Origin of the sequence: Mesorhizobium sp. M2E.F.Ca.ET.209.01.1.1 (assembly GCF_004010375.2) — a bacterium.
Lineage (GTDB): Bacteria > Pseudomonadota > Alphaproteobacteria > Rhizobiales > Rhizobiaceae > Mesorhizobium.
Window position 1 is genome coordinate 150332 of the sequence record NZ_SADP02000013.1, and the last position, 17297, is coordinate 167628.

Genomic DNA, 17297 nt, shown 5'->3' on the forward strand with positions numbered 1-17297 from the left:
AACTGTTCCTTCAGTGGCATGCTCTCGGGCCAATTGATCGGATCGATCCATGCTCGTTCTGCCGAAAGGCGTCCGCCATATGCCGGGCTACATAGACCGCCCCGCGCAGGAAACGCTGGTCGAGGAGATTAGGCGCGTGGTGCAAGCAGCACCCCTCTACGTGCCCGCCATGCCGCGCACCGGCAAGGAGATGAGCGTGCGCATGACCAATTGCGGCGCGCTCGGCTGGGTGACCGACAAGGAGCGCGGCTATCGCTACCAGCCGACGCATCCGGTGACGGGCGAGCCTTGGCCGCCGATCCCCGAAGCCTTGCTGAAACTGTGGCGCGAGGTTGCGGCCTACCCGCACCCGCCCGAAGCCTGCCTGGTCAATTTCTATGCGGCCGATGCCAAAATGGGCCTGCACCAGGACCGCGACGAGCAGGATTTTGACGCGCCCGTTGTGTCGGTCTCGCTGGGCGACGACTGCCTGTTCAGGGTCGGCCAGAACACACGCGAGGGCGGCACCAAATCGTTCAGGCTGAAGAGCGGCGACGTCGTCGTGCTCGGCGGCGAAGGGCGCCTCGCGTTCCATGGCGTCGACCGCATCTATCCCGCCACATCGGCCCTGTTGAAGAATGGCGGCCGCATCAATCTGACGCTGCGGCGGGTGACGGTGCCGGCAGAGCCTGCTCAGCCTGCCGGTGGCGGATCGGGCCTCACATAGTCGTTGCGCAGATAGATACGCAGGCGTCCTCGTTCGAAGAGCACGCGATAGCCGGCCAGGAAGCGATCGAAGCCGAAACGCTCGATCAGCCGGTGTGTCCAGGGGCCGTCATCCTTCTTAAAGATGATGAGATCCGGACGGAGGCGGTCGAACGCCTGGCGCTTGTCTTCGGCGTAGCGCGTCATGATCGCCTCGTAACGCACCGCGCTGGCAGTGTCGCCGCTGCGGGTGGCTTGCAGGTAGAGCGTCGTTGCATCCTGCCCAACCCAGTCATTGGCTCCGGCTGAAACATATCGCCCGCCGATCATGCGGCTCAGCGGATGCGCCGTATCCAGATCCGGACTGATGGTGGCGACGGTAGGTTCAAAAACAGCCGCGCGAATGGTGTTCACCAATGCGCTGTCCGGCTTTTGCGTGACCCAGTTCAAGACAAACGCGGTCATGATCGCAAGCGACAGCAGTGCCGGCGGCGGACACGCCAGATAGGAGAGCAGTCCCGCCGATTGGCGTTTCATCCGGGGCAGGGCAAGCAGGCAGAGATTGGCCACGACAGCCAGGGAAAGCGCGGGATAAGCGTGATAGGGCCAGCCCTTGGCTTGATAGAAGAGCGGCAGCAGGGCCGCCGCCGATGCAGCCAGCGTTACGGCGGCCAGTTCAGGGAACCGGCCGACCGGCCAGGACCACAATGCGAGGAACCCCAGGAAAAGCCACGCGCAGCCGTAATAGGCCATGACATGCGCGGAGACGCTGCTTTTCGCGTAAAGCTCCACCAGCAGCGGGTAAACGTCGCGCAGGAATTCCGGATAGACCAGGAGGACGGCGACCAGATAGGCGACGCAAATGCCGCCGATGACCCAGTGCTCCAGCGCGAAGATCGGTTTCAGGCTGCGCCGATGCGCCGCGACGACCAGGGCCGAGGCCAGCACCATCACCGCATAGTAAGGCTTGACCAGCAGCAGGACGCTTCCGCAAAGGCCAGCAAAAGCCGCGATGGCGGCGCCCGGCTTGGCCTCGGCGTCCTTACGCACCCGCCAGGCGTGAAGCGCCAGCAAAGGCATGAAAAGCGTGACGCCGAGGTGCTCGCGCTGGCTGAAGACATTGCCGGGGAAGATCACCAGCACTGCGTAGAAGGCCGGGCCGAGAGCGGACAGGCTGGCCCTCTCGGGAAATCCCGCCCGTCTGACGATCGCGCCGGAAAACCAGACGCCGATCAATGCAATGAGGTAAGTCCAGGCCTGGATAAGGATCTCGGGCGCCAGGCCGAGACTCTTCGCCATGGCTGCCGGCGGCAGATAGAGCCATACGCTGAAGGGAGGATTGACCTCGCGCACCTGCGTATAGAGCCGCTCGCCCGAAAGCACCCGCTCGCAGATGATGATCAGCCAACTCGTGTCGGGGATCGTTCCCCAGCGAACCTGCCATAGGACAGCGATGGCCAGGAGAATGACAAAAGTGGCGACAGACCCGACATGGTGCGTTCGCGCGGAGGGGAGGGAGACCCCCGCCATGGCATCGTCCGGCGTTGCAGTCGCGACCTGTTCCGACATGCTCATGGACTGGCCGCCACGAAAACGAATTTTCGAAGCAACACGAAATTCAGCGCCGGCACCAAGACGCAGGACAGCGCCACCGGCACCGAGGGCGAAAGCCCGGCAATATCGGTGAGCACCGCGGCGAGCGCCAGCGAGAGCAGGAACCCGATGGCGGTGGCCACGGCGAAGCGCGGGACCTCGAAGCCGACCGCGCCATCCGACATGAATGTCACGAAACGATGCCCGCAATAGGAAAACACCGCGCCGGCGCCGTAGCCCGCCATCGAGGCAATCGTCACCGGCATCCCGAGGCCATGCCCAGCCGAAAGCGCCAGCGTGAGCACCGCATAGATCAATGTCGACAGGCCGCCGATCGCAGCGAACCTCAGAATGCGCGCGGACTCCGAACGGCCCATGGCCCAGGCGATGAACCAACCAGCCTCGACGGGCATATCGTCGGCCCTGTCAAGGATCGCTTCTGGGTCGGTCGCTGGTTGCCGCACGGTCAGCCGAACCGGCGTTCGAGCGACGCGGGCTGCCTGCCCGTCGTTGTCTCGGAGCGGCTCATCGCGGCGATCGCTTCCTCGAAACCGGTCAGCCGCTCCACCACATAGAGCGGCCGCCGTTTCACCTCCGCGTGGATGCCGCCGACATAGAGGCCGATCACGCCGGTCATGAACAGGTTGATGCCCGACAGGAAGGAGATGATGACCACCGTCGACGTCCAGCCGTGGACGGTGCCACTGACGAAGAGCCAGGAGAACAAGGCGTAGCAGCCGAGCAAGGCAGCGGCGCCGGAAACGGCGATACCGGCCCACAAGGCCAGACGCAGCGGCTTGTCGGAGAAGCTGATGATGCCGTGCACCGCCAGCCGCACCATCTTCCAGAACGGGTATTTGGTTTCGCCGGCCGCCCGCACCGGCCGCTCGAACGCCACCTCGGCCTGCCTGAAGCCCATCCAGCCGAACATGCCGCGCACGAAGCGGTCCCGCTCCGGCATGCGCTTGAAGGTTTCCAACGCCTTGCGCCCGACAAGGCGGAAGTCGCCGACGTCGCGCGGGATGGTGACGGAGGTCATCTGCTCCAGCACGCGGTAGAACAGGCTGGCGGTCAGCCGTTTGAGCAGCGTCTCGCCCTCGCGCTTGATGCGGCGGGCATAGACGATCTCGTAGCCCTCCTTCCATTTGGCGATAAGATCCAGCACCACTTCAGGCGGATCCTGGAGGTCGGCGTCCATGACGATGACGGCGTCGCCCGCGGCCGCGTCCATGCCGGCGGTGATCGCGATCTGGTGGCCGAAATTGCGTGACAGCTCGATCAGTTTGAAGCGTGGTTCCTTGGCGGCCATGCCGCGCAGAAAGATGACGCTGGTGTCCCGGCTGCCGTCGTCGACGAAAATGGCTTCGGCGCTGGCGTCCAGCGTATCGAGCAGGCTTGTGACCCGGTGCACCAGCAGCGGCAGCACCGCCTCTTCGTTGAAGATCGGAATGACCAGAGAATAGACCGGGGCCTTGCGGCTCTCGGCATTGCCCGCATTGATCACCGGTGCCTCCCGAACACCCGCTGGAGTTGAGGGTGAAAGCTAATCGGATTTGCCTAAGGTGCCGTTAACTTATGGGAACCCAGCGAACGGCGATGCCGCCTTGTCCGACGGCGAGGGGCCGGCTGATGCCGGCGGCAACGCGATCTTAAGGGCACGGCGCTAAACAGGTTCCATGACCGAGGTCGCCATGCAGCCAAGCCGGATCAGGTCGCGAAGCCTCTTGGACGTGGCCATAGTCACCGTCGTGGCGATTGTCGCTTCCGGCATGGCCGACTTCTACCTGCGCAGATTGTGGACCATTGGCCCGGACGGCCTGTCGGTGCTCTCGAAGACGCTGCCTTACTGGGATTTCAGCAATCTATGGGCCGGTGGCCGAATGGCGCTCGACGGCCATGTCGACGCGCTGTTCGACGTCGACGCCTACCGCGCGGCGCTCCGTGGCATGTTCGGGCCAGGTTTCCCAAACCAGGAATGGAGCTATCCGCCGAGCATCCTGCTGATTGGCGCGCCGCTCGCGACCCTGCCGATATTTCCCGCCTATCTGGTGTGGACCTTTGGCACCGTTGTGTGTCTGTGGTTGGCGGTCCGGCCCCTGAAGCTGGGAGGAGCCGCCGAACTGGCGATTGTCTTGAGCCCCGCCGTCATCTGGGACGCGGTTTTCGGCCAGAACGGCGCGCTGACGACCGCCTTGCTGATCGGCGGCCTCGCGGCGGCGCCAAGGCGCCCGGTGTTGGCGGGGATCCTGTTCGGCCTGCTGACGATCAAGCCGCATCTTGGCATCCTCGTCCCGTTCTGCCTGCTCGCCGGCGGCAATTGGCGAGCCATCGCCGCGGCCGCTGTGACAACGGCGCTTGTGGCCGTGGCCACGGGCCTTTTTTTCGGCTTCGATGTCTGGTCGCTGTTTTACACGCAAACCCGGCCGCTGATGACCGGGATCATGGAAGCACCCTTCCCCCAGCACTACCACGCCAATGCCATAACCGTTTTCTTCACGGCACGGGCGCTCGGCCTCGGTGTCGCGGCTGCCTATGGCCTGCAGGCGATTGCGACGATCGCCGCCATCGGCGCCGTCGTCTGGCTCTGGCGGCCAGGCCGGCAGGTGGAGCATCGTGAAAGGGTCGTGCTCACAGCGGTTCTTGCGATCCTCGCCACACCCTATGGCTATACCTACGACACGATCGCCGTGGCGGTGGCGGTTGCCCTGCTCTGGACGATGGTTTCGAGACCACCCCGTCTCGTCCTCGCGATCTGCTGGCTCTACGCGTTCGTCGCGCATATCCTCAACAATGCCGGTTTCCACATCGGCGTGCTCGTGCCGTCGTTTCTTGCCGGCTGGATGTTTTTCTCGATATGGGCGCGAAGCCATGGAAGGCAGCCGCGCCGGGAGCCGTCAGCGGCGTAGTCGATTGGGGCGCGTCATCGGCCGGCGCTTCCCGGGCCTCAAAGCTTCCTCAGCGCCACTTCCTCGATCAGGTGGTTGGCGCCCTTGCGCAAGATGAGATCGGCCCGCGCCCTGGTCGGCAGGATGTTCTCGCGCAGGTTCTTCAGGTTGATATTGGCCCATAGCCCCTCCGCGATGGCGCGCGCGGCATCCTCGGAAAGCTGCGAATAGCGGTGGAAGAAGGAGTCCGGATTGCGGAAGGCGGTCTCGCGCAGCCGCATGAAGCGCTGGATGTACCACTGGTGGATCAGCTTCTCGTCGGCATCGATATAGATGGCGAAATCGAAGAAGTCGGACAGGAACGGCACGATCTTGCCGTCCTTCGGCAGCTTGCCCGGCTGCAGCACGTTGATGCCCTCGAAGATCAGGATGTCGGGACGGTCGATGGTCACGAACTCGCCGGGGATGACGTCATAGGTCAGGTGCGAATAGACCGGCGCGCTGACGCTGCTTTGCGCCGACTTGATGCCGGACAGGAATCTCAGCAGCGCGCCGACATCGTAGCTCTCGGGAAACCCCTTGCGCTCCATGAGGTTCTCGCGGCGCAGGATCTCGTTGGGCAACAGGAAGCCGTCGGTGGTGATGAGATCGACCTTGGGGCTCGATGGCCAGCGCGCCAGGAGCTCTTTCAACACGCGCGCCGTGGTCGACTTGCCGACCGCGACCGAGCCGGCGATGCCGATGATGAAGGGTGTCTTGACGACGTCCTGTGCATTGAAAAAGGCCCGGCGCTGCTTGAACAACAATTGGCTTGCTTCGACATGGGCCGACAGCAGCCGCGACAGCGACAGATAGATGCGCTTGACCTCTTCGAGGTCGACCGGGTCGTTGAGCGAGCGCAGCCGGTCGATCTCGTCGCCGGTCAGCGTCAGCGGCGTGTCGGCGCGAAACTGCGACCATTGCTCGGCGGAGAAGAAACGATAGGGGGAGTATTTCTCGGTCGGAGCAAGCTGGTCCATCGAGTTTCCTGCCCTCCTCGCCGTCAGCCCGGGGTCATCAGCCCCGGGGCCGGGACGCCTTTTCGACAACCCCCGAGCGGCCGGTGCGGCCCTCGAGTTCCTTCAGCACGTCGTCCAACGGAACACCCGCGATGCCGAGCACGACAAGCCAATGATATATAAGATCGGCGCTTTCCGAAACGAGGGCCTGCTTGTCGCCGCGGACGGCGGCGATAACGGCTTCCACAGCCTCCTCGCCGAGCTTCTGCGCCGCCTTGTTCATACCCTTGGCGAACAGTTTCGCCGTCCACGAGTCCGGGTCGCCGGAATGGGCGCGCTGGTGGATGATCGTTTCCAGATCGGCGAGCGAAAATTGAGCCATGTCGGTCATCTATCTGCTTGTTTAAGCATGATCTTTTCCGAAAACCGGTCCCCACCTTCCGGGATCATGCTTTAAGCCCGATGGGTGGCCGAGTCCAGCCGCATCGGCAGGCCGGCCTTGGCCATGTATGTCTTGGCCTCGGCGATCGAGTAGGTGCCGAAGTGGAAGATCGAGGCGGCAAGCACGGCACCAGCATGGCCGTCGCGGATGCCCTCGACCAGGTGATCGAGCGTTCCGACGCCACCGGAAGCGATGACCGGCGCGCGCACCGCGTCGGCGACGGCGCGGGTGAGCGCGATGTCGTAGCCGGCCTTCGTGCCGTCGCGGTCCATCGAGGTAAGCAGGATCTCGCCGGCACCGCGATCGACCATGCGTGCGGCGAAGTCGACCGCGTCGATGCCCGTCTTCTCGCGACCGCCATGGGTGAAGATCTCCCAGCGGTCGGCCTCGCCGGCGGCAGACACCTTCTTGGCGTCGATGGCCACGACAATGCACTGGTTACCGAACTTGTCGGCGGCTTCCGTCACGAAATCCGGGTTCTTCACCGCCGCCGTGTTGATCGACACCTTGTCGGCGCCGGCCAGAAGCAGCTTGCGGATGTCGGCCACCTGGCGCACGCCGCCGCCGACGGTGAGCGGCATGAAGCATTGCTCGGCCGTCCGGGCGACCACATCGAAGATCGTCTCGCGATTGTCCGACGATGCGGTGATATCGAGGAAGCAGAGCTCGTCGGCGCCCGCGGCATCATAAGCCTTGGCGGCTTCGACCGGATCGCCGGCGTCGATGAGGTCGATGAAATTCACGCCCTTGACGACGCGGCCGTTCTTGACGTCCAGGCAGGGGATGACGCGGGCTTTCAGCATCACTTGCCTTCCAGGGTGGACAGCAGGTCGACCACCAGCTCGCCGACCAGCGGCGGCACGTCGCCCTTGGGATCGAAGGCCGGATCATAGGCGGAAATGGTGAGCCCGGCGATGGTGAGCGGGCCGGCGAGGCCGCACATTGCCGTGCGTACCTGCTCCGGCGCCGGGCCGCCGGGCGTGGTGTAGCGGTTGGCCTGCAGCTTCTCGGGATCGTGCACGTCGAGATCGACATGCATGTGGACCTGACGTGCACCGTCGGCTTTCAGTCTCTGCGCCGCGCTTTTCCAGTCGGGGCATTCGCTCCGGATGATCGGCAGCTTTTCCAGCAGTTCCTTCTCGGCGGCGTCGAGGTCGCGCGCGTTGACCAGGACGGAGCGCGACGGATCGACCGGCTTGAAGCCGGGGATCTGGTTCGCCATCGACCGCCAGCAGAGGCCGAGCACGGTGGCCAGCGCCATGCCGTCGAGGAAGCCCGTTGTGGTTGTTTCCGGCGTGTTGAGGTCGCCATGCTGGTCGGCCCAGATGATGGCGTCGGCGCCGGCGCCTGCCACGGCGCCGGCGGCGGTCAGGCAGTTGCCGGCCAGCACGATCGGAAACCGCTTCTTGTCCAGCGCCATGCGGACTTCGCCTGAAACGGCGTTGCAGACTGCAAAGCCGGTGCCGATCTCGCGCTCATCTTCGTCCTCGACCACCTTGCCGATGTCGTTCACCTCGACGTCGTGGCCGGCAAGCTTCAGCGCATCGGCCAATCCGCCGGAAATCAGCGCGTCCGGACCCTGGCCGCAGCCGCTGTGGAAATGGCCGCTGTCATAGGATGCCAGGATGATCGAAATGTTCACTATTCTGCCTCCGCCCGTTCGCCGCGCAAGATCGCCAGCGCCTCGGCCGGGTCGATACGTCCGTCATATAGGGCGCGGCCGGAGATCGCGCCTTCGAGTTTCTTCGCGTCGGGCATGGTCATGCGCACGATGTCGGCAATCGAGGCGAGGCCGCCGGATGCGATCACGGGAATGGAAACCGCCTCCGCGAGGCTGATCGTCGAATCCCAGTTGATGCCGGTCAGCACGCCGTCGCGGTCGATGTCGGTGTAGATGATGGCGGCAACGCCGGCGCCCTCGAATTTCCTGGCGAGCTCAATGACGCCGAGCTCGGAAGCCTCGGCCCAGCCTTCCACGGCGACCTTGCCGCCCTTGGCGTCGATGCCGACGGCGACCTTGCCCGGGAAAGCCTTGCAGGCTTGCCTGACCAGCTCTGGCTCGCGCACGGCGACCGTGCCGAGGATGACGCGGGCAAGGCCGCGATCCAGCCAGTCCTCGATCTGCGGCAGGGTGCGGATACCGCCGCCGAGCTGCACCGGGTTCTTCGTTGCCTTGAGGATGGCCCCGACCGCGGCGCTGTTGACGCTCTGGCCCTTGAAGGCGCCGTTGAGGTCGACGACATGCAGCCACTCGAAGCCCTGGTCCTCGAAGGCCTTTGCCTGCGCGGCAGGGTCGTCATTGTAGATGGTGGCGGTGGCCATGTCGCCGTGTTTCAGGCGCACGCATTTGCCGTCCTTGAGGTCTATTGCCGGAAACAGGATCATGGGTCAGGCGCCCTCGACGATGACGAAATGACCGGTCGAAGCGGCGAGCCTGTGCTTCAACGCCTCCTGATACTCCGGGGATTGGTAGCAGGCCACCGCCGTGTCGTCGGAATCGAACTCCACCACCACATGACGGTTCCCCGTCGGCGCTTCGGGATTCTCATAGTGCCCCGCCCGAACGATGAACTTCGCCCCATATTTGGCGAACGCCTTGGCGTTGGCTTCGATGTATTTTTTATAGGTTTCCTGGTCGTGCACGTCGACCAGCGCGATCCAATAGCCCTTCCTGCTCATTTCAGGGCCTCCATTTCAGGAAATTGGTGATCAGCGCCAGGCCGAGCGCCTGGCTCTTCTCGGGATGGAACTGCGTGCCGGCGAGGTTGTCGCGGGCGACCGCCGCCGTCACCGGGCCGCCATAGTCGGCAACCGCCAGCACCTCATCCGGATTCTTCGCTTCCAGATGATAGGAATGGACGAAATAGGCATGCAGCCCTTTCGGGCCGGTCTCGATGCCGGAAAACAGCGGATGCGGGCGGACAAGCTCGATCGTGTTCCAGCCGATCTGCGGGATTTTCAGCGTTGGGTCGGAGGGCCGGATCTCCTTGACGTCGCCGGCGATCCAGCCAAGGCCCTTGGTGATGGTCTTTTCCAACCCGCGTTGCGACATCAGTTGCATGCCAACGCAGATGCCGAGGAACGGCCGCCCCTTACGAAGCGCCGCTTCCTCGACCGCCTCCCACATGCCTGGCACCGCGTGCAGGCCGGCGGCGCAATCGGCATAAGCGCCGACGCCCGGCAGCACGATGCGGTCGGCGGACCGCACCCGCTCGGCATCGGCCGTCAGCTCGATCGTCGCGGCAATGCCTCCCTCGCGCGCCGCGCGCTCGAAGGCCTTGGTGGCCGAGCGCAGATTGCCCGAGCCGTAATCGATGATGGCTACCCGCATGTCAGGGCCTTCCAGGCGTATGGGTCAGTCCCAGCGCCATGCCGGTTTGCGGCGGGCGCGCCAGCGATGCATCCGGCACGATACGCGGCAGGGCTGGCTGCTCCTCGCTCTCCTCGCCGGCTTCCAGTGCATGGCGCGTCTCGGCATCGGCGAGATTGCCGGCCTCGACCACGCCCCATTCGCGCCAGCCGCGCCGCCGCAGCGAAGCGATGCGCAGGGACTGGCCTTCGAAGCCGATATAGAGCGAGACCAACAGCGACAGCAGCGATCCGGCCCCTTCAAGCCCGAGCCTCTCGCCGGCCACCGACAGGATCGCCATGACGGCGAAAGTCAGGGCCGCCTCGATCCACAGCCGGTTCCAGGCGAGCCAGAGCGGCGAGAACAGGAAACCCAGCCAGGTGAAGCTGTCGCGCACGAAACGGACGTCCTCGGCTTTGTTGTCCGCCGGCGGCTGCATCACGACATAGATCGCCATAGCCTATCCTTTCAGCGATCCCTTGGTGGAAGGCACGGCATCCGGCTGGCGCGGATCTGGCTCGAGTGCTGCCCGCAGCACGCGCGCCACGGCCTTGAAGCAGGTCTCGGCAATATGATGGTTGTTGGCGCCGTAATGGTTGGTCACGTGCAGCGTGATCCCGGCATTCTGCGCCAGCGCCTGGAAGAACTCGCGCACCAGTTCGGTGTCGAACGTGCCGATCTTGGGCGACGAGAAGCCGACGTTCCAGACCAGGAAGGGCCGGCCGGAAACGTCGATCGCAGCCCTGGTCAGCGTCTCGTCCATGGCAAGCTCGATCGAGGCGTAGCGCATAATGCCGCGCCGCTCGCCAAGCGCCTTGCTCAGCGCCTGGCCGATCGCGATGCCGGTATCCTCGACCGTATGGTGGTCGTCGATATGCAGGTCGCCCTTGGCCTTGATCGTCATGTCGATCAGCGAATGCCGCGACAGCTGGTCGAGCATGTGGTCGAAGAAGCCGACACCGGTCGAGATGTCGGCTTTGCCCTTGCCGTCGACATGGACGGAGACCGAAATCTCTGTTTCCTTGGTCTTGCGGCTGACTTCGGCCGAACGCGTCATCGCTCTGTCCTTGTTGCCTGGTTTAGAGGCTCCGGGCTGGAAAACGAGAGCCTTCTATCAGCATGATCCGGCGATTGCCAGTTTCCATTCCAGCCGCTATTCGGCCTTGTCGGACGGCGGTTTGCAATCGTTCGCCATGTGCATACATATGGCCGATCCAACTCACTCGTACCGCGCCAATCGCCTTTTCAAGGGATAGCGCGCATCGGAGCTAAAAATGTCGAATGAACTCAGCATGCACGCCACGACCATCATCAGCGTGCGCAAGGGCAACAAGGTCGTGATCGCCGGCGACGGCCAGGTCAGCCTTGGCCAGACCATCATGAAGGGCAACGCCCGCAAGGTGCGCCGCATCGGCAAGGACGGCAGCGTCATTGCCGGCTTCGCCGGCGCTACCGCCGACGCCTTCACCCTGCTCGAGCGGCTCGAAGCCAAGCTCGAGCAATATCCCGACCAGCTGACGCGCGCCTGTGTCGAGCTCGCCAAGGATTGGCGCACCGACCGCTATCTGCGCCGGCTGGAAGCCATGATGCTGGTCGCCGACAAGTCGGTCTCGCTGGCGCTGACCGGCAATGGCGACGTGCTGGAGCCCGAGCATGGCGTCATGGCCATCGGTTCCGGCGGCAATTACGCGCTGGCCGCGGCCCGCGCGCTGATCGACACCGACAAGGACGCGGAGGAGATCGCCCGCAAGGCCATGCAGATCGCGTCCGACATCTGCGTCTACACCAACAACAATTTCGTCGTCGAAACGCTCGATGCCGCCTGAGGTCCATGATCGGGGAGAGGATCATGGCCGACCAGGAGCATAGCTACGATTTTCGGCCGGTCACCGAGAAGGATCTGCCGATGATCGGCAGGTGGCTGCGCGAGCCGCATGTCGCTGAGTGGTGGGACGATCCGGACAAGGAAATCGCCGACATCCGCGAGCATATGGATTCGGTCTCGGTGGAGCCGCTGATCGTCGAATTGGATGGCAGGCCGATCGCCTATCTGCAGAGCTACGACCCGCATATGGAGGACGACCATCCCTATGCCGACCAGCCTTTCGGCACGCTGGGCGTCGATCTCACGATCGGCCCGCCGGAGCTGGTCGGCATCGGCCATGGCTCGGCCATCCTGCGCCAGTTTGTCGAGGAGCTGTTCGAGGAAGGCGCGCCGCGCGTCATCATCGACCCGCATCCCGGCAATGGCCGCGCCATCCGCGCCTATGAGAAGGCCGGCTTCAGGCCGATCGGCCGCAGGCATTCGCAATATGGGGACGTCGTGCTTATGGCCGTCGATGCGGACGAAGACGACGACGAGAATCTGGGGGACTGACCGAATGACCGCGCCCGAGGACAAGACGCTTTCCGCCTATGAGGACAGCTGGCGCATGGGCCTGCTGCTCGTGCTCGCCTTGATCGTCTTCCAGGCGGGTACCTTGTACGGCATGGGGCATCCGCCGATCTGCACCTGCGGCTACGTCAAGCTCTGGCACGGCGTGGTCAACAGCTCGGAGAATTCCCAGCACATCGCCGACTGGTACACCTTCTCGCACATCATCCACGGCTTCCTGTTCTATGCGCTGGCCTGGGCGCTGTTCCCGCGCTCGCCGGTGGGCTTGAGGCTCGCCTTCGCCGTCCTCATCGAAGGCGGCTGGGAAATCCTGGAGAACAGCCCCTTCATCATCGAGCGCTACCGCGCCGGCACGATCTCGCTCAACTATTACGGCGACTCGATCATCAACTCGGTGTCCGACACGCTGTTCATGGCGCTGGGATTTGTGATGGCGCGAAAGCTACCTATATGGGTGATCGTGGCCCTGGCGCTCATCTTCGAGCTCGGCACGGGCTACATCATCCGGGACAATCTGACGCTCAACGTGATCATGCTGCTGCATCCGTTCGAGTCCATCAGGCAGTGGCAAAGTGGAATTTGAGTAATATGAGCACCTTTTCTCCCCGCGAAATCGTTTCGGAACTCGACCGCTTCATCATCGGCCAGAAGGACGCCAAGCGCGCCGTGGCCATTGCCTTGCGCAACCGCTGGCGCCGCCAGCAGCTGGAAGGCCAGATGCGCGAAGAGGTAATGCCGAAGAACATCCTGATGATCGGCCCGACCGGCGTCGGCAAGACCGAGATCTCGCGCCGCCTGGCGCGGCTCGCCGGCGCCCCCTTCGTCAAGGTCGAGGCGACGAAGTTCACCGAGGTCGGCTATGTCGGCCGTGACGTCGAGCAGATCGTGCGCGATCTCGTCGAGGTCGCCATCGGCCTGACCCGCGAAAAGATGCGCGAGGACGTCGCGGCGCGTGCCCAGATCAACGCCGAGGAGCGCGTGCTGGAAGCCCTCGTAGGCAAGACGGCGAGCCCGGCCACCCGCGATAGCTTCCGCAAGAAGCTGCGCGATGGCGAGCTCGACGACAAGGAGATCGAGATCGAGGTGGCCGACACCGGCACCGGCGGCATGCCAGGCTTCGAGATCCCCGGCATGCCCGGCGGCAATGTCGGCGTGCTCAACATCAACGACATGCTGTCGAAGGCGATGGGCGGCCGCAGGACCAAGACCCGCAAGACCACGGTCCGCGATTCCTATGCGCTGCTCGTCAACGACGAGTCCGACAAGCTGCTCGACCAGGACGAGGTCGTGCGCCGGGCGCTGGAATCGGCCGAGAACGACGGCATCGTCTTCCTCGACGAGATCGACAAGATCGCGGCCCGGAGCGACATTTCGGGCGGCCCGTCGCGCGAGGGCGTGCAGCGCGACCTGCTGCCGCTGGTCGAAGGCACGACGGTCGCGACCAAATACGGGCCGATCAAGACCGACCATATATTGTTCATCGCATCCGGCGCCTTCCACGTTTCCAAGCCGTCCGACCTTTTGCCGGAGCTGCAGGGCCGCCTGCCGATTCGCGTCGAGCTGCGCGCGCTGGAGAAGTCGGATTTCGTCCGCATCCTCACCGAGACCGAGGCGAGCCTCCTCAAGCAGTATATCGCGCTGATGAAGACCGAAGGCGTCGAACTGACCTTCACCGACGACGCCATCGATTCGCTGGCCGGCATCGCCGTCGACCTCAACGCCAGCGTCGAGAACATCGGCGCAAGGCGCCTGCAGACGGTGATGGAGCGCGTGCTGGACGAGATCTCCTATGATGCGCCGGACCGCAACGGCACGGCGGTCACCATCGACGCCGCCTATGTCGAGAAGCATGTCGGCGACCTGTCGCGCAACACCGACCTGTCGCGCTTCATCCTCTGACTTTTGAAGTCGGGCCGCCTCAGCGCCGGCCCGACTTGCCCGGCCGACCAACTTTGGGTGTGGCCAAATGGAGGCATCTGGCCACCATTCTTGGGGGCAGTTGGTAGCCTTCTCTCGACTCTGCCGGACGCTTTACCTAGGTTGCCGCGCGTTCTGGAAGCAATTTCAGCAAAACTGTCCAGCGGTTTTCCTTCTGAAATTGCGTTCAATCAAATGGTTGGGGTGGAGCGGCGATAGCCGAGCCGTCCCAAAGCGGCGGCGGATGAAGAAGTATCTGTTTCTTTTTGTGTGTCTTGCATTGGCGGCGGCGGTGACGATCGCCGATGCCGCGACCATGGTGCCTCCGGGCAATCGCAACGCCGTGCAGCCGGATATTCCGGGCGCGTCCAGCCGGCGCACCCAGGCAACCAACACCACCTTCCAGGCCAAGTACCGGAAAGTCTACGCGTTGCTGCAGAACGATGCCGAGCTGCGCGGCAAGATCAGGAAGGTGGCGGCTGCCTATGGCATCGACCCGATGCATATCGTCGGCGCCATCGTCGGCGAGCATACCTACAATGTCGATGCCTATGACCGGCTGCAGACCTATTACGTCAAGGCGATGTCCTATCTGTCGAGCAAGCTGACCTTTGCCTATGAGGGCGAGGATGTCAGCGATTTCGTCCAGCGGCCGGAGTTCAAGAAATGCGCCGGCATGAGCGACAGCTATGACCTTTGGGAATGCCGCGAGCAGGTCTGGAACCATTCCTTCCGCGGCAAGACCGTCGCCGGCACAAGCTTCCCCAACGACCGCTTCGGCGCCACCTTTTTCCAGCCCTATTATGCCGGCCAGACTTTCGGGCTCGGTCAGTTGAACCCGCTGACCGCGCTGCAGATGAGCGATCTCGTGCACAAGGTCTCAGGCCTGCCCGAGCTCGACGTCAACGATCCCAACGCGGTCTACAAGACCATCATGGATCCGGACCTGACGCTGCCCTACGTCGCCGCGACCATCAGGAAGTCGATCGACGCCTATCGCAACATCGCCAGCTTCGACATCTCCCGCAATCCGGGGCTTACCGCGACGCTCTACAATGTCGGCAACCCCGAGCAGCGCGCCTATGCGCTGAAGGCCGAGAACGACAGACGTCGCGCCGCCGGCGAACCGGAAAAGCTGCCTGAGGAGAATTATTACGGCTGGCTGGTCAACGACAAGCTGGACGAGCTGAAGGCGCTGTTTTAGGCGGCCAGGCACGAGAACGGAGCCAGTTGGAGTTCAGTTCTGGGGCGTTTGCGCCGCCCCTCATTGCCCTGCCGGGCATTTCTCACGGTGAACGGGGAGAAAGAGGCTGTGCCGACGCTTTTGCCAATCTCGAACGCAGCAGAATTGGCGCCGACGGCCGCGAAGTCCCCTTCTCCCCGTTTACGGGGAGAAGATGCCGGCAGGCAGATGAGGGGCAGCGCCGAACTCAACAATTATCAAGGCAGTTCAAGCCGCAAGCAGCGATTTCAGCTTGACCGCCTGTGAGCCGAGCGCTTCCGGCGCCGGCTTCGCCCGCTTGGCGATCAGCATCTCCGCCAGGCGGATGTCGCGCGCCACCGCATTGCCGGGACCGATGCCGCTGGCGGCGACCAGCCTGCCGTCCTCGGCGAGGTGGAACAGGATGAAGGCGCCGTCGTCGAGGTCGCGCCGCACGATGCTCTTGCCCTCGTCCGAAAGCCCGGCGATCTGCAAGGTCAGCCCATACTGATCCGACCAGAACCAAGGCACGGCCGCATGCGCCTCGTCTGCGCCCAGCATGTTCCTGGCGGCCAGTGCGCCCTGTTCCTGCGCGTTGCGCCAGGCCTCCAGCCGAACGCGCCGGCCGCCATAGATGGCGAGCGGGAACGAGCAGCAATCGCCGGCGGCGAAGACATCCGGGTCCGCGGTGCGCAGATGCTCGTCCACGGCGATGCCGTTGTCGATGGCGAGCCCGGCTTCGGCGGCAAGCGCGGTCACCGGCACGGCGCCGATGCCGATCACGGCGAGATCGGCGACGACCTTCTGCCCGTCGGCCAGCGCGATGGCGACTTCCTTGCCGTCATCGACGATCGCGGCCAACCCCTGGCCGGTGCGGATCGAAACGCCTTCGGCCTCATGCGCCTTGTGGATGATGTCGGCGATCTCGGCCGGCACGCCGCGCATCAGGATGCGCGGCTGGGCCTCGATGACCGAGACGGCGGCACCGAGCTTGCGCGCCGAGGCCGCCAATTCGAGGCCGATGAAGCCGCCGCCGATGATGGCGACGCGGTTTCCGGCGCCGAGATGTGTGCGGATGGCAAGCGCGTCGCTGAAGGTCCTCAGATACACGCAGCGCGACCCGAGCCCCGGCGTCGGCAACTGGCGCGGCACGGAGCCGGTCGCCAGCAGCAGCTTGTCGTAGGAAAGGGAAGAGCCGTCGGACAGGTGCACGACATGCGCGGCGCGGTCGATCGCCACGGCCCGGACGGAATGGATGTGCCGGATCGCGCGTTCGGCGAAGAGCGCGTCGGTGGCGATCGCCTTGATGGCCGGAGCGACGGCGGTCATCGCGTCCTTCGACAGCGGCGGCCGCTCATAGGGCAGATGCGGCTCGTCGCCGACCAGCGTCACCGGCCCGTCATAGCCGAGATCGCGGAGCGCAAGCGCCGCCCGCCCGCCGCACTCGCCGGCGCCGATGATCACCATTCCTCCCGCCATCGTCGTCACCCGACCTGAATGAGGACTTTGCCGGCGTCGACCTTGACCGGATAGGTCTTGAGGTTGACGCAGACCGGGGCGCCGCGCGCGTCGCCGGTCTTGTAGTTGAAGCGGCCGTTGTGCTTGGGGCATTCGATGATGTCGTCCATCACCAACCCATCGGCCAGATGCACCTTTTCATGCGTGCACAGGCCGTCGGTGGCGAAGTACTCGTCGTCCGGGCTGCGGTAGATGGCGAAGGTGCGCCCGGCATGGTCAAACCGGATCACGTCCTCCTCGTCGATGTCTCCGGCCGCGCAGGCCTCGACCCAGTCGCTCATCTCGTCCTCCTGGAATTCATGGTCTTCGGTCGGG

The 17297-nt window shown here is 64.4% G+C and carries 21 protein-coding genes; 7 read left to right on the forward strand and 14 right to left on the reverse strand.

Going from position 1 to position 17297, the window contains the following annotated elements:
- Nucleotides 1-49 precede the first annotated feature (49 nt).
- Nucleotides 50-706: an alpha-ketoglutarate-dependent dioxygenase AlkB gene (locus EN852_RS23155; RefSeq protein ID WP_127877296.1), complete on the forward strand. Its 657-nt coding sequence runs from the start codon at nt 50-52 to the stop codon at nt 704-706.
- On the opposite strand, the gene EN852_RS23160 is transcribed toward EN852_RS23155, so the two are convergent.
- Genes EN852_RS23160 through EN852_RS23170 form a run of 3 tightly spaced genes read right to left on the reverse strand, consistent with a single transcriptional unit; the run spans nt 673 to nt 3781 of the window.
- Nucleotides 673-2259 carry a hypothetical protein gene (locus EN852_RS23160; RefSeq protein ID WP_127877298.1) on the reverse strand — a complete coding sequence of 529 codons (1587 nt, stop codon included), beginning with the start codon at nt 2257-2259 and terminating at the stop codon, nt 673-675. The two genes, EN852_RS23155 and EN852_RS23160, sit on opposite strands and share 34 nt — an antisense overlap.
- Entirely contained in the window at nt 2256-2690 is a 435-nt protein-coding gene (locus EN852_RS23165; RefSeq protein ID WP_127877300.1) for a GtrA family protein, read from the reverse strand. The genes EN852_RS23160 and EN852_RS23165 overlap by 4 nt, the downstream gene beginning before the upstream one ends.
- A 53-nt stretch (nt 2691-2743) precedes the next feature.
- Entirely contained in the window at nt 2744-3781 is a 1038-nt protein-coding gene (locus EN852_RS23170; RefSeq protein WP_127877303.1) for a glycosyltransferase family 2 protein, read from the reverse strand.
- A 226-nt stretch (nt 3782-4007) separates the two neighbouring features.
- Between EN852_RS23170 and EN852_RS23175 the strand changes: the two genes are divergently transcribed.
- A complete protein-coding gene (locus EN852_RS23175; protein WP_246694355.1) occupies nt 4008-5183 on the forward strand; it encodes a glycosyltransferase family 87 protein in 1176 nt (391 codons plus the stop codon).
- 38 nt (nt 5184-5221) lie between these two features.
- Here EN852_RS23175 and coaA read toward each other — a convergent pair whose 3' ends face one another.
- From coaA to hisB, 9 genes are all read right to left on the reverse strand, one after another.
- Nucleotides 5222-6181 carry a type I pantothenate kinase gene (coaA, locus tag EN852_RS23180; RefSeq protein ID WP_127866801.1) on the reverse strand — a complete coding sequence of 320 codons (960 nt, stop codon included), beginning with the start codon at nt 6179-6181 and terminating at the stop codon, nt 5222-5224.
- Nucleotides 6182-6218: 37 nt separating this feature from the next.
- Nucleotides 6219-6542, reverse strand: a complete 324-nt coding sequence (locus EN852_RS23185; RefSeq protein WP_127877305.1) for a phosphoribosyl-ATP diphosphatase — start codon at nt 6540-6542, stop codon at nt 6219-6221.
- Nucleotides 6543-6613: 71 nt separating this feature from the next.
- Nucleotides 6614-7408: an imidazole glycerol phosphate synthase subunit HisF gene (gene hisF / locus EN852_RS23190; protein ID WP_189546112.1), complete on the reverse strand. Its 795-nt coding sequence runs from the start codon at nt 7406-7408 to the stop codon at nt 6614-6616.
- Entirely contained in the window at nt 7405-8244 is an 840-nt protein-coding gene (locus EN852_RS23195) for an arginase family protein (RefSeq protein ID WP_127877309.1), read from the reverse strand. Before EN852_RS23195 ends, hisF begins: the two co-directional genes overlap by 4 nt.
- Nucleotides 8244-8987, reverse strand: a complete 744-nt coding sequence (hisA, locus tag EN852_RS23200) for a 1-(5-phosphoribosyl)-5-[(5-phosphoribosylamino)methylideneamino]imidazole-4-carboxamide isomerase (RefSeq protein WP_127877311.1) — start codon at nt 8985-8987, stop codon at nt 8244-8246. Before hisA ends, EN852_RS23195 begins: the two co-directional genes overlap by 1 nt.
- 3 nt (nt 8988-8990) lie before the next feature.
- Nucleotides 8991-9281 carry a DUF1330 domain-containing protein gene (locus EN852_RS23205; RefSeq protein ID WP_127877313.1) on the reverse strand — a complete coding sequence of 97 codons (291 nt, stop codon included), beginning with the start codon at nt 9279-9281 and terminating at the stop codon, nt 8991-8993.
- A 1-nt stretch (nt 9282) separates the two neighbouring features.
- Nucleotides 9283-9933, reverse strand: a complete 651-nt coding sequence (gene hisH, locus EN852_RS23210) for an imidazole glycerol phosphate synthase subunit HisH (protein WP_127877315.1) — start codon at nt 9931-9933, stop codon at nt 9283-9285.
- 1 nt (nt 9934) lies between these two features.
- The gene (locus EN852_RS23215) at nt 9935-10408 is read right to left on the reverse strand and encodes a DUF2628 domain-containing protein (RefSeq protein WP_127877317.1); all 474 of its coding nucleotides are present in this window, start codon (nt 10406-10408) and stop codon (nt 9935-9937) included.
- A gap of 3 nt (nt 10409-10411) precedes the next feature.
- Complete coding sequence (hisB, locus tag EN852_RS23220; protein WP_127877319.1) at nt 10412-11008, reverse strand: imidazoleglycerol-phosphate dehydratase HisB; 597 nt, start codon at nt 11006-11008, stop codon at nt 10412-10414.
- 217 nt (nt 11009-11225) lie between these two features.
- On the opposite strand from hisB, the gene hslV reads away from it, so the two are divergent.
- The 5 genes from hslV to EN852_RS23245 all read left to right on the forward strand — a co-directional run bounded on the left by hslV (nt 11226) and on the right by EN852_RS23245 (nt 15467).
- On the forward strand, nt 11226-11777 hold the full coding sequence (gene hslV / locus EN852_RS23225) for an ATP-dependent protease subunit HslV (RefSeq protein WP_127877321.1): 552 nt from the start codon (nt 11226-11228) through the stop codon (nt 11775-11777).
- Between the two features lie 23 nt (nt 11778-11800).
- Nucleotides 11801-12328 (forward strand): GNAT family N-acetyltransferase, encoded by a 528-nt coding sequence (locus EN852_RS23230; protein WP_127877323.1) that lies wholly within the window; start codon nt 11801-11803, stop codon nt 12326-12328.
- Between the two features lie 4 nt (nt 12329-12332).
- The gene (locus tag EN852_RS23235) at nt 12333-12929 is read left to right on the forward strand and encodes a DUF2585 domain-containing protein (protein WP_042637556.1); all 597 of its coding nucleotides are present in this window, start codon (nt 12333-12335) and stop codon (nt 12927-12929) included.
- 5 nt (nt 12930-12934) lie between these two features.
- Entirely contained in the window at nt 12935-14245 is a 1311-nt protein-coding gene (gene hslU, locus EN852_RS23240) for an ATP-dependent protease ATPase subunit HslU (RefSeq protein WP_127877325.1), read from the forward strand.
- A gap of 262 nt (nt 14246-14507) precedes the next feature.
- Nucleotides 14508-15467 carry a DUF1402 family protein gene (locus EN852_RS23245; RefSeq protein WP_127877327.1) on the forward strand — a complete coding sequence of 320 codons (960 nt, stop codon included), beginning with the start codon at nt 14508-14510 and terminating at the stop codon, nt 15465-15467.
- A 246-nt stretch (nt 15468-15713) separates the two neighbouring features.
- On the opposite strand, the gene EN852_RS23250 is transcribed toward EN852_RS23245, so the two are convergent.
- Together EN852_RS23250 and EN852_RS23255 are read right to left on the reverse strand one after the other, a co-directional pair.
- Entirely contained in the window at nt 15714-16931 is a 1218-nt protein-coding gene (locus EN852_RS23250) for an FAD-dependent oxidoreductase (RefSeq protein ID WP_189546114.1), read from the reverse strand.
- Nucleotides 16932-16948: 17 nt separating this feature from the next.
- Nucleotides 16949-17263 (reverse strand): MocE family 2Fe-2S type ferredoxin, encoded by a 315-nt coding sequence (locus EN852_RS23255; protein ID WP_127877331.1) that lies wholly within the window; start codon nt 17261-17263, stop codon nt 16949-16951.
- Nucleotides 17264-17297 lie beyond the last annotated feature (34 nt).